The sequence below is a fragment of the Brevundimonas bullata genome (assembly GCF_014207965.1).
Lineage (GTDB): Bacteria > Pseudomonadota > Alphaproteobacteria > Caulobacterales > Caulobacteraceae > Brevundimonas > Brevundimonas bullata_A.
In genome coordinates this window covers 1-14,352 of record NZ_JACHLM010000010.1, presented here as the reverse complement: position 1 = coordinate 14,352, position 14,352 = coordinate 1, and the positions used below count along the sequence as shown (strand labels likewise).

The following is a 14,352-nucleotide window of genomic DNA, read 5'->3' as shown; positions in this document are numbered from 1 at the left end:
GCAAATGAAGGCGGACCAATGCGACGCCTCAAACCCTCGTTCGGAAAAAACAGAGTCTAAAGAGTCTAATTCGTCTGAAATCCTGCCTGGCTCGCGCCAGCGACCGATCAGGCGACCAGCCATCGCCCAGCCTAGCACGGAGCGTGACCCAGGCTGGCGAAACGACGGTTGTCGCCGCCAATCGCAGTAAATCATGGGCATCGGCGCAGTCGCACCTGCGCGCAGATCAGGCCCCAAACGCAAAACGGCGACCCGAAGGCCGCCGCTGCACGTCGTTCTGGCGATGATCGAGCGATCAGCCGCCGGTCTTTTCGACCTGGTTGTATTCCAGATCCACCGGGGTCGGGCGGCCGAAGATGGACACGGCCACGCGCAGGCGGGCGTTGTCCTCGTCGACGCTCTCGACCTGACCGTCGAAGCTGGCGAAGGGACCGTCGATGACCTTGACGGTCTCGCCGATGTCGAAATGGATGGTGGGCTTCGGACGCTCGACGCCCTCTTCCACCTGACCGATGATGTTCTGAACTTCACGTTCCGAGACCGGCAGAGGCTTGGTGCCGCCCGCGGCGCCCAGGAAGCCTGTGACCTTCGGCGTGTTCTTGACCAGGTGATAGGTGTTGTCGGTCATCTCCATCTTCACCAGCACGTAGCCGGGGAAGAATTTGCGCTCCGAGTTCACCTTGCGGCCACGACGGATCTCGACGACGTCCTCGGTCGGAACCAGGATTTCGGAGAAGCTGTCTTCAAGGCCCTGCTGCTTCGCCTGTTCGCGCAGTTGCTCAGCGACCTTCTTTTCGAAGTTCGAATAGGCGTTGATGATATACCATTTGTGCCGCGGATTGGCCGCAGGCTTGGGCGCTGCATCAGTCATGTGCGCGTCTCCTTTATTGGCCGAGGCCGAGAATGAAGCGGGACGCAAAGCCCAGACCCGTATCAACGATCCAGAAGAAGGCCGAAGCGATCAGGACCATGATGAAGACCATCACCGAGGTGATCCAGGTCTCCTTGCGGCTGGGCCAGACGATCTTGCGAGCTTCAGCGCGAACCTGGCTGAAGAACTGGGCAGGAGACGTCTTTTTCTTGGGTGCAGGCGCGTCAACGGCGACCGTTGCGGCGCCGGATGCGGCGGCTGCGGTCTGGTTTCCCACGGTGCGGCGACCGCCGGGGGTCTTCGCCTTGGCCATATGACGTCTCTTCTACCTCTGGAACCTGTCGCCTCACATGGGAACTCCCAAGCGACCGCGACAGGGGGAATGGCAGGAGCGGAGGGACTCGAACCCACGACCCTCGGTTTTGGAGACCGATGCTCTACCAGCTGAGCTACACTCCTAGTGTCCCGGACAAAGATCAATGCGCCGTGAGCAAGCTCGACGGCGCTAACCTCGCCAGAGGGGGGCATATGCCTGACGCCCGACGGCATTTCAAGGGGCGTTTCGCGATAACCACCGATAGATGCGCAGCTTTGTTCAAAACAGCCGCGCCACCGCGCTGGGCTCATAGCTGAGGCCGTGCACGACGCGGTCCGGATCGCCGATCGAGAAGGTCTGGGCGCGGCTGCGGCCATCCACCACGGCCACAGCCTCGACCTGTTCGGGAATCACCTTCACCACCGCGACCGAGTCGCCGCCGGGGGCATAGGGGCTGACGTCGGGCGAACGCTTGATGATCAGGTCGTTCAGGCGCTGGACCTCGTCGCCGTCCGTGACCTCCTCGGCCCGACCGTCGATGGAGACCCCCACCGCCTCGCCCTCCCCGGCCTCGCCGCGAATGGCGACGCCGACGCGCGGGTCAGCAATCATGTTGCGCAGCTTCTCGCTGTCGCGCGCGGTGACGAAGTAGAGGTTCAGACCGTCGTTCAGATAGCCGAGCGTGCTGGCCTGAGGCCGCCCGTCCGCACGATTGCAGGCCAAGGTCATCAGCCGTTGGCTGTCGAGCAGCTTCAGGATGGCGGCCACCGCGCCGCCGTGGATCGGCGTGACGTTCAAGGGACGGGATGTTGCATCGGTCATGGCTGGTTCTCCGTCTGCCGTAGATGCGGCGCAAACCGCTGCTCTCACCTTGACACAGATCAAGGCGATTCAGCCGACGCGGCGCAGAATGGTTCCATGACCGAGCCTCGCCTCATGCCCGACGCCCCGCGTCTGGACGTCGTTCCCCTGACCGAGGCGGAAGCACCGGCGGAGTTCGCCCTCGCCCAGCTGTGGCGGCCCGATCTGGACGCTGATCGGTGGCGCGTCTTCCTGCGCGACTGGCGCGCAGCGCCGGACAGCCGCGGCATCCTCAGCGCCCGTAATCAGCGCGGCGGGGTGTTGGGCTTCGTCAGCTGGTGGCGGCAGCCGGATCTGGAATACGGCGAGACCCTGTGGGCCGGCCCCTTTGTGGTGCGCGAGATGGGCGTGCGGCCCCTGGTGCGCCAAAGCCTGGCGGTCGAACTAACGGCGCTGGCGCATCGCCTGAGCGCCAAGCTACGCTACGCCGAAGACGCCGGCTAGGACAGCCTGCCCTATTTCGCAAGCGACGCCGGTTCCTCTAGACTGCGGCTGAACGCTGGAGTCGATGATGCCCGCCCATAACGCCGCTTCGGCCCAAGCTGACGAAATTCGCCTGGAGGATGTCCATCCCTGCTCGACCTGCGGGGCGCGGCCGCTCGGGGTCTGCGCCGACCTTAAAGGCCACGAGCTTCAGGGCATGGCCTGCGCCAGCGAAACGGTGACGGCCCAGCCGGGACAGGCCCTGTTCCATGAGGGCGATCCCAACCCCTTCGTCTTCAACGTCGTGGATGGGGCGGTGAAGCTGTATCGCCTGCTGCCCGACGGGCGGCGTCAGATCACCGGCTTCCTGTTCCAGGGCGACTTCCTGGGTCTGGGCGGGCGCGGGCCTTCCAGCTTCACCGCCGAGGCCCTGACGCCGATGAGCGCCTGTCGCTTTCGGCGCGGCGAGTTCGATCAACTGCTGAACGCCCTGCCGGCGCTGGAGCACCGCCTGGTGGCCATGGCCGGCGACGAGCTGATGGCGGCGCAGGAACAGATCGTGCTGCTGGGCCGCAAGACGGCGCGCGAGCGGATCGCCAGCTTCCTGACCCGCCTGTCGGCGCGCCAGGTGCAGCTGGGCGGCGCGGAAGGCCGGGTCCATCTGCCGATGACCCGCCTCGACATCGCCGACTATCTGGGCCTGACGATCGAGACGGTCAGCCGGGTCTTCACCCAGTTCAAGACCTCGGGCCTGATCCAGCTGCTGCCGAACAACGACGTGGCCCTGCCCGATCCCGAGGCGCTGAAGGCCCTGGGTGAAGGCGCGGCCTGAACCGAAAAGAATGCTCGAAGGCGCCGCCTGAGCCGAAAAATGATCGAAGGCGCGGCCCAGACGGACGAAGGGGGCGCGGGCTGACGTCCCGCACCCCCCGCCCCGCATCGACGCGAAAGCTCTGACCTCAGAACTTCCGGCCGACGCCCACCGACACGACCCAGGGATCAAGGCTGACGCTGCTCTTCAGCGCGCCGTTGTTGATCTTGGCGTCCGTGTCGAACCAGACCTTCTTGGCGTCGAGGTTCAGGGTCCATGGCCCCGACAGGTTCCAGTCGGCGCCGGCCTGCAAGGCCATGCCGAAGCCGTTGTCCAGATCGACCTCGAAACCGTTTTTATCCTTGCCCTCGAAGAAGGCCATGTAGCTGACGCCGGCGCCGACATAGGGGCTGATCGTCGCGTTCGGGGTCGGGCGGTATTGCAGCGTCACGATAGGGGGCAGGACCCAGGTCTCGTGAACGGCCACGTCGGTCGCCCCGCCCTTGGCGCGGACCTCATGCTGGGTGGCGCCGAGGATGGCTTCGACGGCCCAGTGGTCGGCGACGAAATAGGTGAAGCCCAGGGTCGGCATCCAGTCGTCGCTGACGTCGACCTTCAGGCCGCTGTCGGCGCCGGCGGCGGTGACGATGGCGTCGTCGGCTTGCGGCAGGACGCCGGTCATGCGGGCGGTGACGATCAGCGTGCCTTTGCCTACAGGCTCGGGGGCGGCGTTTTGGGCCGAGGCGGCGCCCGCCAGGGTCAGAACGCTGGCGGCGGCCAGAAGGGCGGCGGCGGTCTTCATCGGTATCATTCCCGACAATCGCCGGATCGAGGGAGGGTCCGGCTTCGATGTCGAAAACACCGTCGCACGGAGGCTGATCCGACGCCTTGATCCAGCGCAAGTCTCAGGAAATGCGCACGAAAAAGCCTCCCCGACCGAGGTCGGAGAGGCTGATGTCGTCGACGGGAAGGGTCAGGGTTCGGAGCGGCCCTCGTCCCCTTCGTCGAACAGTTGGAACTCGTGCCAGACGCCGTTCAGCACGCCGAACGCCACCGCCAGGCCGAGGCCCAGAATCCAGGCGAAATACCACATGGGATGATCTCCTTTCGCGGGATCAGTAGAGGTCGGGGTTGGTCTTGAGGGCGGCGGTGCTCGTCCGGCCCCACAGCACCTTGTAGACCCAGGCCGTGTAGAGCAGCACGATCGGCATGAAGACCACGACCACGATCAGCATGATGAACAGGGTCGTATGGCTGGACGAGGCGTTCCACACCGTCAGGCTGGACTGCGGGTTGATCGAGCTGGGCAGGATGAAGGGGAACATCGACAGGCCGACGGTCGAGATGATCCCCACCGCCGAGGCCGAGGAACCGCCAAAGGCCAGGGCCGGCGACCGGCGCCACATGCCGATCAGGCCCGCCGCAGCGCCGAGGAAGCCCAGGACCGGGGCGATGATCATCCACGGATAGAGACCGTAGTTGTCCATCCAGGCGCCGGGCGCGGCCTCGACCGTGGTCCGCAGCGGGTTGGAGAAGCCCGCCGTGTCCAGGGCGCCGGTGATGCGGAAGCCGATGTCGCCGAAGGCGATGAACAGGCCGCCGACCGCGAACAGGACCAGGCTGAGCAGACCGGCGACGGTGCCGATGGCGCGGGCGCGGTGCAGCACCGGCCCCTGCTCGCCCTTGATCGACAGCCAGGCCGCGCCATGCAGCACCAACATGCAGACCGACAGCAGGCCGCAAATCAGGGTGAAGGGCGAGAACAGGCCCAGCAGCGTGCCCTCGTAGAAGGAGCGCAGGTCGCTATCCAGACGGAAGGGCGCGCCCAGCATGACGTTGCCGACGGCGACGCCGAACACCAGGGCCGGGACGAAGCTGCCGATGAACAGGCCCCAGTCCCACATGGAGCGCCAGCGTTTGTCGGGGCGCTTGGACCGATACTTGAACGAGACCGGCCGCAGGATCAGCGCCGACAGCACCAGGAACATGGCCAGGTAGAAGCCGGAGAAGCTGACGGCGTAAACAAAGGGCCAGGCCGCGAAGATCGCCGCGCCGCCGACGATGAACCAGACCTGGTTGCCTTCCCAGGTCGCGCCGACGGTGTTGATCACCATGCGGCGCTCTTCATCCGTCTTGGCGACGAAGGGCAGCAGGGCGCCGACGCCCATGTCGAACCCGTCCGTCAGGGCGAAGCCGATCAGCAGCACGCCCAGCAGTCCCCACCAGATCAGGCGGAGCGTGGTGTAGTCGAGGGGAAGTTCCATCTCTCTTGTTTCCTTGAACGACCGGGGTCAGGCGACCGCCGGTTCGCCTTCCGCCTGAGGTTCATCGACGATGTCGTGCTGGTTGAAGGGACCCTTCTTGACCGCCCGAAGGATCAGGCCGACCTCGATGACCGCCAGGGCGCCGTACAGGACGGTGAAGCCGATGATGGTGGTCCACAGTTGCGGCACGGTCAGGCTGGAAGCGCCCAGGAAGGTCGGCAGGACGCCTTCCACGGCCCAGGGCTGACGGCCCACTTCGGCCAGAAGCCAGCCGGATTCGATGGCGATCCACGGCAGGGGGATGGCCAGCACCGCCAGCCGCAGGAACCAGCGCGTCTCATGCTTGCGCAGGGTGCACAGGACAAAGGCCGTGGCGAACAGGCCGATCATCAGGAAGCCGATGCCGGCCATGATGCGGAAGACCCAGAACATCAGCGGCACGTTCGGCACCGTATCCCAGGCCGCCTGCTTGATCTGCTCCGGCGTGGCCTGACGCGGATCGGCGACATAGCGCTTCAGCAGCAGGCCGTAGCCCAGGTCGTTGCGCACGGTTTCAAACTGAGCGCGCGCGGCCATGTCGGTGTGGTCCGCCTTGACCTTTTCCAGAGCGTCGACGGCGATGACGCCGCGTTCGATGCGGTCCTCGGCGACCGCGACCAGCTCAAGGATGCCGATCACCGGCTTGTCGATGCTGCGCGTCGAGATCAGGCCCAGAACATAGGGAATCTTGACCTCGAAGTGGGTGTGGCGGTCTTCCATGCTGGGAATGCCGAAGGCGGTCAGACCGGCGGGCGCCGGTTCGGTACGCCACATGGCCTCCAGCGCGGCCAGCTTCATCTTCTGGTTGTCGGTCAGGGCATAGCCCGACTCATCGCCCAGGACGACGACCGACAGCGAGGACAAGAGACCAAAGGCGGCGGCCACGGTCATCGACCGCTTGGCGAACCCGACGTGCTGGCCCTTCAGCAGATAGAAGGCCGAGATGCCCAGCACGACCACGGCGGCGCAGACGTAACCGGCCGAAACGGTATGGACGAACTTGGCCTGGGCCACCGGATTGAAGATCACCGCCATGAAGTCCACGACTTCCATACGCATGGTGTCGGGGTTGAAGGCGGCGCCGACCGGGTTCTGCATCCAGCCGTTGGCGACCAGGATCCACAGGGCCGACAGGTTGGTGCCCAGCGCCACCATGAAGGTGACGAACAGGTGCCCGACGCGCGGCAGCTTGTCCCAGCCGAAGAACATCAGGCCGACGAAGGTCGCTTCCAGGAAGAAGGCCATCAGCCCTTCGATGGCCAGCGGGGCCCCGAAGATGTCGCCGACATAGTGGGAGTAGTAGGACCAGTTCATGCCGAACTGGAATTCCATGGTCAGGCCGGTGGCCACGCCCAGGACGAAGTTGATGCCGAACAGCACGCCCCAGAAGCGGGTGATGGTGCGCCAGATGGGCCTGCGCGTCATCACATAGATGCTCTCCATGATGACCAGCATGAAGGAGAGGCCCAGCGTGAGGGGCACGAACAGAAAGTGGTATAGCGCCGTCAGTGCGAACTGAAGGCGTGATAGGTCTACGACCGCCAGGTCGATCATGGGCTGAGACTCCTGACCGCCAGCCCCGTCGACCGGCGTTCTACTATAACCTAAAGCAAGGCTGTTTGGCGCGCCTTGATCCTGATCAAAGCCCCAACGGGACGACTCGCTCTAGACGGCGTTTCGCCCAAGGCTGTTTCGTCACAAGGACGATTTGCCCATTGCCCCCGTCGCGCCCGTATATGTCTGGTCGCGCGCATGGAGCAGGAGAGACGATGACGGCCCAGCCGATCGATGCAGCCGCCCCCCAGGCCCAGTGGCTGAAGGCGGCGCTGGCGCCCCGGCGACGCCTGATGGCGCTGGCCAGCGGTCTGGTCATCGCCGACGCGATCCCGGCGGTCGGATTTGCGGCGGGTCTGGCTCTGGCGGTGGGCGCCCTGCCGCAAGGAATCAGTCACGCCGTCCCCGGCGCCCTGCTGGCGGTCGGGTCCCTGCTGGCGCGCGGCGTCCTGGCCCAGTGCGCCACGGCGGTCGGAGCGCGCGCGGCCCGTGCAGTCAAGGGCGACCTGCGTCGTCAAGTTCTGAACGGCGCCTTCTCCGGCCGTCTGTCCGACGCCGAAACCATGACCGCGACCGTCGAGGGGGTCGAGGCGCTGGACGGCCATGTCTCGCGCTTCCTGCCCGCCCGTCTGGCGGCGGGCGTGACGCCGCTGCTGCTGATCGCCGCCGCCGCCGTGGTCAGTCCCTTCACCGCCGGCATTCTGATCTTCACCTTGGCGCCCTTCGTCATCGGCATGGCCCTGACTGGAATGGCGGCGGGGGCCGAAAGCCGGCGTCAGTTTCAGGCCCTCGAACGATTGTCCGGCCTCTTCCTCGACCGCATCCGCGCCCTGCCCGCCATTCTCGCCTTTCAGGCCGAGACGCAGCAGGCGGCGGTCATTGCCCGCGCCTCTGAAAACCTGGCGGTCCGCACTGGCAAGGTGCTGAAGATCGCCTTCCTGTCCTCGGCGATTCTGGAGTTCTTCTCGGCCCTGGCCGTGGCCCTGGTCGCCGTCTATTGCGGCTTTAACCTGCTGAAGCTGCTGCCCTTCCCGGCCCCGGACCAGTTGAGCCTGACGCGCGCCTTCTTCCTGCTGGCGCTCGCTCCGGAAGTCTATGTACCGATGCGCCGCCTGTCCGCCGCCTATCACGACCGGCAAGCCGCCGAGGCCGCCGTGCCCAGCCTGGCCCGCCTCAGTGACGCCGCCGAGGCTGCCCCCGTCCGACCGCCGGTTCCGACGACCGCTCCCGTCATCGCCTTCCGCGACGTCGAAATCACCTATGAGGCGGGCGCGCCTGTCCTGACCGGTTTCAATCTGCAGATCGCGCCGGGCGCGACCGTGGCCCTGCTGGGGACCAGCGGTTCGGGCAAGAGCAGCCTGCTCCACCTGTTCCTGGGCCTGTCGCCCCTGAGCGGCGGCGAGGTCGAGGTCCATGACGTTCGGCTGTCCGACCATCCCGACCTGACCGCCTGGATCGCCTGGGCCGGTCAGGCGCCGGTCGTCGTGCCCGGAACCCTGGCCGAGAACATCGCCCTGGCCTGGCGCGCCGCCCCGGCCCACCGCATCATGGAGGCTGCGACCCGCGCCGGGTTCACAGGCGACCTGAACCGCATCATCGACGAACGCGGCGGCGGTTTGTCGGGCGGCGAGCGGCGGCGGCTGGGCCTGGCTCGCGCCTTCCTCAAGCCCGCGCCGATCCTGCTGCTGGACGAACCCACCGCCAATCTGGACGCCGCGTCCGAGGCCGCCCTGCTGCCCGTCATCCGCGCCGCCGCCGAGGGACGCACCACCCTGATCGCCACCCATTCCGAGGCCGTCGCCGAACTGGCTGACGTCGTGGTGCGCCTGTGAGCGTTTTGAACGCGTCCGGCGTCGCCCGCCTCAAGACCCTGATCCGCGCCCAGGAACGCCGTCAGGGCATGCGCCTGCTGGCCGCCTCGGTTTGCGCCGCCCTGGTGTACGCGGCCGCCGTCCTGCTGCTGGGCGTGTCCGGCTGGTTCATCACCGCCTCGGCCCTGGCCGGTCTGGCGGGGCCATTGGTGGCGCACAGCTTCAACTTCATGGTGCCGAGCGCCCTGATCCGCTTTCTGGCCATCGCCCGGACCGGCGGACGTTACGGCGAGCGCATCACCGGCCACGACGCCGCGCTCAAGGCCCTGGCCGCGCTCCGTCCTCAGCTGTTCGAAGGCGTCGCGCGCGGTCCCGTGACCCGCGCCCTGACGCTGGCGGGCGGCGAGGCTTCGTCGCGCATGGTTCAGGACGTGGACGCGATCCAGAACCGCTTCGTGCGCCTGTCCGCGCCCTGGGGCGCCGCCGCCGGCATGGTCGCCGGCATAGGCCTGGCCCTGCTGACCGGCTGGACGACCGCATTGGCCATCGCCGCCGCGAGCGCCCTGGGCATGTTGGCCGCCGCCCTCGTCGCGCAGGGATTGGCTGTACCCGCCGGGCGCGCGGTTCAGGCTGCATCCGGCGATCTCAAGACCGAGTTCGCCGCCCTGGCCGCCGCCGCGCCCGAGCTTCAGGCCTATGGCATCAAGCCCTGGGCCGTCGATCGTCTCACCGAGCGCGGCGCAGTTCTGGAACGTGCAACCCAGAGCCTGGCCTCCGCGGGCGGCTGGATCATGCTGACCCAGTCGGGCGCGATCGCCCTGGCGATCGTCGGCGTGATGGCCACAGCTGCCACCGCCTCCCCGCCCCTGATCGCCTTGGCGATCCTGGCAGCCGTCACCACGGTCGAGAGCGCGGGCGCCCTGCTGACCGCCTTCCGCCACAACGGCGCGGTCAAGGCGGCGATCGAGCGACTGGGCGATCTGCTGGAAGCCTCGCCCCAGGCCGCCGCCCAGACCGTCGCCCCCATCATCGGCCTGCCCGCCGCTGACCTCAGCCTGACCCCGCCTCAGCGTCTGGCCGTCACCGGCCCGTCCGGTGCCGGCAAGACCACCCTGATCGAGCGGCTGATGCATCTGCGCTCGCCCCTGCCCGGCGAAACCACGATGGGCGAAGTGGATGTCGCCGGGCTTTCCCCCGACGCCGCCCGCGCCCTGTTCGCCTATGCCCCGCAACAGGCCGTGCTGCTGGCTGGAACGGTGCGCGAGAACCTGAAACTCGCCTTGCCGACCGCTGACGACGCCGCCCTGTGGGCCGCGCTGGAGGACGCCGATCTGGCGGATCGCATCCGCACCGCCCCCTCTGGCCTGAACGCGTCCCTGGGCGAGAACGGCGCGCGGCTGTCGGGCGGCGAGCGTCGCCGTTTGGGCCTGGCCCGCGCCTATCTTCGCCCTGCACCCTGGCTGGTGCTGGACGAGCCGACCGAGGGTCTGGACGCCGCCACCGAGGCCCGCGTGTTGCAACGGTTGGCCGCGCGGCTCGAACGCACCGGCCAGGGGCTGATCCTGGTCAGTCACCGCCCCGCCCCCCTGGCCCTGTGCGATCAGCGCCTGACGGTCACCGGACTGTCGGCCTCCGGCGTCGTTCTGATGTCTCTGCACAAGGCCCGCTCGGCGGCCTGATCCGCTCGCATGCCTTTGATCTCCATCAAGGCGAAGCCCCCTGCAAAGGGCTTTGCTGGGATCAAAGGAGATACCCCATGCCCGCAGACGTCGTCCCCGCCATCGCCGCTATCGTTTCGGCTTTCCTCGTCTTCATGGCCGGCCTCGGCTTCGCCGCCGTGTGGAGCAACATGGGCGACAAGCCCAAGAACTGACCATGAAAAAGCGCGCATCCGCCGAACGGATGCGCGCTTGCTTCAGGACAGGACTGAAAAGGTCGATCAGTGAGTGTCGGTCGGTCCGTGTGGATGGCCCGGAATCAAGGTCCGGAACAGCAGTTTGTCGATCCTGCGGTCGTCCATGTCGATCACCTCGACCTCGAACCGGCCCAGTTGCAGGATCTCTCCCTCGTGCGGCAGACGCGACAGGTGGTGCAGAACCAGGCCCGCCACGGTGTGGAAGCCCTCGTGTTCGCCGAACTCCTCGCCCAGCACATCACCCAGTTCGTCCAGATCCGTCTGCCCGTCCACCGCCCATGAGCCGTCTTCGCGCTTGCGGATCGAGACATCGGCTTCGTCGTGGCTTTCGTTGAAGTCGCCGGCGATCATTTCCAGAATGTCGGTCGCCGTCACCACGCCTTCAAAGGCGCCGTACTCATCGACGACGAAGGCCATGTGGATTCGCGATCCCTTGAGGATCTCCAGCGCCTTCAGCACCGAGGTCGACTGCGGGATGAAGGCCGGCTCGGCCACCAGCTTTTCGATATCGAACTTGCCGTCGGTCAGCAGGGCGTCCAGCAGGTCCTTCTTGTGGACCACGCCCAACGGATTATCGACGTCGCTTTCGCGCGCCACGACGATACGAGAATAGGGGCAGCTGCGAATTTCGTCGCGCAGCACTTCCTCGGTGTCGTCCAGGGCGATCCAGAAGACATCGTGGCGCGGGGTCATGGCCACGCGCACCGGGCGATCGCCCAGACGCAGGATTTCCTCGATCATCACCTGCTCTTCAGGCTCGATCAGGCCAGCGGACGTGCCCTCGGCCAGAATGCTCTCGACCTCCTCCTGGGTGACATCCGAACCGTCGCGGTCCTTGACGCCCATGATCTTGAGGATGCCCGACGTCGACGCCGTCAGCAGCAGGACGAAGGGCTTCATCAGCAGCGCCATGGTCGAGATCGGCGCGGCCATCTTGGAGGCGATGGCTTCAGGGAAGATCAGGGCCAGCCGCTTGGGCACCAGTTCGCCGACGATCAGCGAGACATAGGTGATCAGCACGACCACCAGGGCCGTCGAGAAGAACTGCGAATAGGCGGCGAAGGCCGGGAAGGCGACTTCCAGGATTTGGTCCAGTTCGCCCGCGATGGTCGCCTGACCATAGGCGCCTGCCAGAATCCCGATCAGGGTGATGCCGACCTGAACCGCCGACAGGAACTGCGTCGGTTCCTCGGACAGCTTGAGGGCCGCCCGGGCTCCGCGGTCTCCGCGCTCGGCACGACTCTGCAGCTTGGATTTACGCGATGAAACGACCGCAAGTTCGGTCATGGCGAAAAGGCCGTTCAGCACCACAAGCAGCAGCACGACGACGATAGCGATGGTCAACATCGAAAGGGGAGAAACCCGCGGCGCGGCGCGACAACCGGCGTCCGCGCAGCAATAGTAAGGCTGATCGACCCGCTGCGCCAGTATTTCATGCGTCTGCCGACAGGTTCACCAGGTTCGGCCAACGCCCACCGAACCATAGGCGCCCGACGTCGGCGGCCCCGCGCCGTCCTGAACGGTCGCGCAGGCGCTCATTCCGATAATGGTGCCTATGAACAGTCCTAGCCTGATCGCGCGTCGCATTTATGGTTACCTGTTCCTTAACGTCGGCAATCAACGTCAGGCACGGCGCGCGGTTCCGCAAGTCCAGGCCTCAGGCGGCGCAAGCCTCAGAGGTCCAGGCCTCGGCGGCGGTCGCCCCCTGGTCCAGCCCGTTCAGAAGGATCTCCAGCGTGACCGGCTTGGCCACCAAGGCGTCCGCCCCCGCCGTCATGGCGCGCTGATGGTGCACGTCCGTTGTATTGGCCGTCAGCATGACGATCGGTGTCCGAGCCAGCCGCCGCTCCGCCTCCTGCGCGCGAATGACGCCAATGGCGGTCAGCCCGTCCATGACCGGCATCTGCATGTCCATCAGGATCATGTCGAAGGCGCCGGCCTCGAACTGCTCCACGCCTTCCCGGCCATTGTCGGCGACCACGATCTCGAAACCCAGCGGCTCCAGCAAGCAGCGAACGACCATCTGGTTGGCGGCGTTGTCCTCCACCAGCAGGATACGCAGGGCCTGGCCCGCGCCCTCACAAGCCACATCCAGGTCGCCGCCGGCCTCGTCCTCAAGCCGTTCAACCGGCAGGATGACGGTGAACAGACTGCCCTCCCCCGGCGCCGAGCGCGCCGAAATCTCGCCCCCCATCAGCTCCGCCAGCGACCGGCAGATCGACAGCCCCAGCCCCGTGCCCCCGAACTCACGCGAAATCGTATCGTCGGCCTGGACAAAGGGATTGAAGAGGCGTTCCGCCGCCTCGGAATCAAAGCCGATCCCCGTGTCCTGCACCTCGATGTGCAAGCAATCGCCATCGATGCCGGAGGTGAGATCAACCCTCACGTCCACAGCGCCGACCGGCGTGAACTTCACCGCATTGGAGACGAGGTTGGACACGATCTGGCTGATGCGCACGCCGTCGCCCATAAGCCGCCCCGTCGCCGCATCTGAAAACGCCACTGACAGCGCCACGTCGCGCTCCTCGGCGGTCGCCGCCCGCATCTCGACCACGGCTGCGATATCGGCGCGCAGGTCGAACGGCGCCGGGGCCAGACGGAACTCTCCCGCCTGCATTTTCGACAGGTCCAGCATGTCGTCCAGCACCCGACGCAGGGCGTCGCCAGCGCCGGTGATCAGCGACAACATCTGCGCCTGGCGATCGGTCAGCGACGTGTGAGCCAGGGCCGAGGCCAGACCCAGGACGGCGTTGAGGGGCGTGCGCACTTCGTGGCTGATGTTGGCGAAGAATCGATCTCGGACCTGGGCCGCGCGCCGCGTCTCCTGCTGCGCGATCTCCAGCGCCTTCAGCGCCCGGACGTGATCCGAAACCTCGAAGCGGATCGCCGTATAGGTCTCGGGCCGTCCGTCCTCGCCCAGGTTCGGCACGATGGTCGTGTCGACCCAGTACATCTCGCCGTTCTTGTTGCGGTTCTGGATCGTGCCGCGCCAGACCCCGCCGCTGGCGATGGTCCGATACAGGGTCTGGAAAAACTCGCGCGGATGGTGTCCGGAATTCACCAGCCTGTGGTTCTGCCCGATCAACTCGGCGCAGCTGTAGCCGCTGACATCCGCAAACTTTTGATTGCAGTAAAGAATCTGCCCTGCGCGATCCGTGATGGCCACGATCGCCGCTTCGTCCAGCGCTCCGGACAGACCCGCACGGCGCGGCCAGTCGATGTCAATCATGAGAATCCCTTTGCAACGGGAAGTCATGCGCCCCTCCACGGCACAGATTCGTTAATATCATTGATTTTTTGGAACTATTTTCCAACACAAGGCCAAAACGATCCGGACTGATCTGCCCTCCGGCGCTTCCGGCTGTGCGTAAAACGCACTTTTTAGAAAGCAGAAACGGCCCCCGGATTGCTCCGGGGGCCGCTCTGTTACTCGATACTGCGGCGTCTCCGAGGAGAGGCCGGTACGCCTACTGTTCGGGTCCGGGGA

Annotated in this window: 13 protein-coding genes and 1 tRNA gene; 4 read left to right on the top strand and 10 right to left on the bottom strand. The window is 66.3% G+C overall.

Annotation, left to right across the window (positions count from 1 at the left end; all coding sequences use genetic code 11):
* Positions 1–295: 295 nt before the first annotated feature.
* The 4 genes from nusG to HNP51_RS17955 form a co-directional block, all read right to left on the bottom strand.
* Positions 296–871 (bottom strand): transcription termination/antitermination protein NusG, encoded by a 576-nt coding sequence (gene nusG, locus HNP51_RS17970; RefSeq protein ID WP_184273973.1) that lies wholly within the window; start codon positions 869–871, stop codon positions 296–298.
* A 13-nt stretch (positions 872–884) separates the two neighbouring features.
* Positions 885–1,184 (bottom strand): preprotein translocase subunit SecE, encoded by a 300-nt coding sequence (gene secE / locus HNP51_RS17965; protein WP_105563605.1) that lies wholly within the window; start codon positions 1,182–1,184, stop codon positions 885–887.
* A gap of 70 nt (positions 1,185–1,254) precedes the next feature.
* A tRNA-Trp gene (locus HNP51_RS17960) sits at positions 1,255–1,330 on the bottom strand.
* A 136-nt stretch (positions 1,331–1,466) separates the two neighbouring features.
* Positions 1,467–2,009: a pyridoxamine 5'-phosphate oxidase family protein gene (locus HNP51_RS17955; protein ID WP_184273969.1), complete on the bottom strand. Its 543-nt coding sequence runs from the start codon at positions 2,007–2,009 to the stop codon at positions 1,467–1,469.
* Between the two features lie 96 nt (positions 2,010–2,105).
* Between HNP51_RS17955 and HNP51_RS17950 the strand changes: the two genes are divergently transcribed.
* A complete protein-coding gene (locus HNP51_RS17950) occupies positions 2,106–2,492 on the top strand; it encodes a hypothetical protein (RefSeq protein ID WP_260398585.1) in 387 nt (128 codons plus the stop codon).
* A 67-nt stretch (positions 2,493–2,559) separates the two neighbouring features.
* Positions 2,560–3,303: a Crp/Fnr family transcriptional regulator gene (locus tag HNP51_RS17945; protein WP_184273966.1), complete on the top strand. Its 744-nt coding sequence runs from the start codon at positions 2,560–2,562 to the stop codon at positions 3,301–3,303.
* Between the two features lie 127 nt (positions 3,304–3,430).
* Here the strand turns inward: HNP51_RS17945 and HNP51_RS17940 are convergent, their stop codons facing one another.
* The 4 genes from HNP51_RS17940 to HNP51_RS17925 all read right to left on the bottom strand — a co-directional run bounded on the left by HNP51_RS17940 (position 3,431) and on the right by HNP51_RS17925 (position 7,136).
* Positions 3,431–4,084 carry an OmpW family protein gene (locus HNP51_RS17940; RefSeq protein WP_184273963.1) on the bottom strand — a complete coding sequence of 218 codons (654 nt, stop codon included), beginning with the start codon at positions 4,082–4,084 and terminating at the stop codon, positions 3,431–3,433.
* A 171-nt stretch (positions 4,085–4,255) separates the two neighbouring features.
* Positions 4,256–4,375 (bottom strand): cytochrome bd-I oxidase subunit CydX, encoded by a 120-nt coding sequence (cydX, locus tag HNP51_RS17935; protein WP_114818411.1) that lies wholly within the window; start codon positions 4,373–4,375, stop codon positions 4,256–4,258.
* A gap of 22 nt (positions 4,376–4,397) precedes the next feature.
* The gene (gene cydB / locus HNP51_RS17930; RefSeq protein ID WP_178828048.1) at positions 4,398–5,546 is read right to left on the bottom strand and encodes a cytochrome d ubiquinol oxidase subunit II; all 1,149 of its coding nucleotides are present in this window, start codon (positions 5,544–5,546) and stop codon (positions 4,398–4,400) included.
* Between the two features lie 27 nt (positions 5,547–5,573).
* A complete protein-coding gene (locus tag HNP51_RS17925) occupies positions 5,574–7,136 on the bottom strand; it encodes a cytochrome ubiquinol oxidase subunit I (protein ID WP_184274031.1) in 1,563 nt (520 codons plus the stop codon).
* Between the two features lie 218 nt (positions 7,137–7,354).
* On the opposite strand from HNP51_RS17925, the gene cydD reads away from it, so the two are divergent.
* Positions 7,355–8,971: a thiol reductant ABC exporter subunit CydD gene (gene cydD / locus HNP51_RS17920; protein ID WP_184273960.1), complete on the top strand. Its 1,617-nt coding sequence runs from the start codon at positions 7,355–7,357 to the stop codon at positions 8,969–8,971.
* Positions 8,968–10,629 carry an ATP-binding cassette domain-containing protein gene (locus HNP51_RS17915; RefSeq protein WP_311769975.1) on the top strand — a complete coding sequence of 554 codons (1,662 nt, stop codon included), beginning with the start codon at positions 8,968–8,970 and terminating at the stop codon, positions 10,627–10,629. The genes cydD and HNP51_RS17915 overlap by 4 nt, the downstream gene beginning before the upstream one ends.
* Positions 10,630–10,889: 260 nt before the next feature.
* On the opposite strand, the gene HNP51_RS17910 is transcribed toward HNP51_RS17915, so the two are convergent.
* Both HNP51_RS17910 and HNP51_RS17905 read right to left on the bottom strand, forming a co-directional pair.
* Positions 10,890–12,212: a hemolysin family protein gene (locus HNP51_RS17910; RefSeq protein WP_184273957.1), complete on the bottom strand. Its 1,323-nt coding sequence runs from the start codon at positions 12,210–12,212 to the stop codon at positions 10,890–10,892.
* 310 nt (positions 12,213–12,522) lie between these two features.
* Entirely contained in the window at positions 12,523–14,094 is a 1,572-nt protein-coding gene (locus tag HNP51_RS17905) for a PAS domain-containing hybrid sensor histidine kinase/response regulator (protein WP_184273954.1), read from the bottom strand.
* Between the last annotated feature and the right edge of the window lie 258 nt (positions 14,095–14,352).